The sequence below is a fragment of the Mesorhizobium sp. M6A.T.Cr.TU.017.01.1.1 genome (assembly GCF_004023115.1).
In the GTDB taxonomy this organism is placed as follows: Bacteria; Pseudomonadota; Alphaproteobacteria; order Rhizobiales; family Rhizobiaceae; genus Mesorhizobium; species Mesorhizobium mediterraneum.
In genome coordinates this window covers 1-320 of record NZ_RZTA01000326.1, presented here as the reverse complement: position 1 = coordinate 320, position 320 = coordinate 1, and the positions used below count along the sequence as shown (strand labels likewise).

Annotated in this window: 1 pseudogene; it reads right to left on the bottom strand. The window is 70.9% G+C overall.

Features of this window, described 5'->3' with window-relative positions:
* Positions 1-320 (bottom strand): annotated as a pseudogene (locus tag EOB36_RS34215) (terminase); the annotation flags it as partial.

Here is a 320-nt window from a genome sequence, read left to right as displayed (position 1 = left end):
TCGCCTGGCCGCGCGACGCCCGCCCCTTCCAGCGTTTCGCGGCGGCCGTCGCGCGGCCAGGCGAAGGGCAGCCATTCGCCCCATGGTTTGAGCGTCAGCGTCTGCATCGCCGGCGTCTGCTGCGAGGCCCGCGCAGACTTGGTGACATAGACGACATCGGCCTCCGTATCCCAGGCCAACTCGACCGCGGCCGAAGGATGGTCCCAGCCGAAATCGAGCGCGCCGAGCCTTGGCCAGTAGCGCGGCAGCCGGAACGGCGCGCAGGCGATCAGCGCCTCGGCCACCGGAAAGATGCGGCCCGAACCCAGCACCGGAATGCC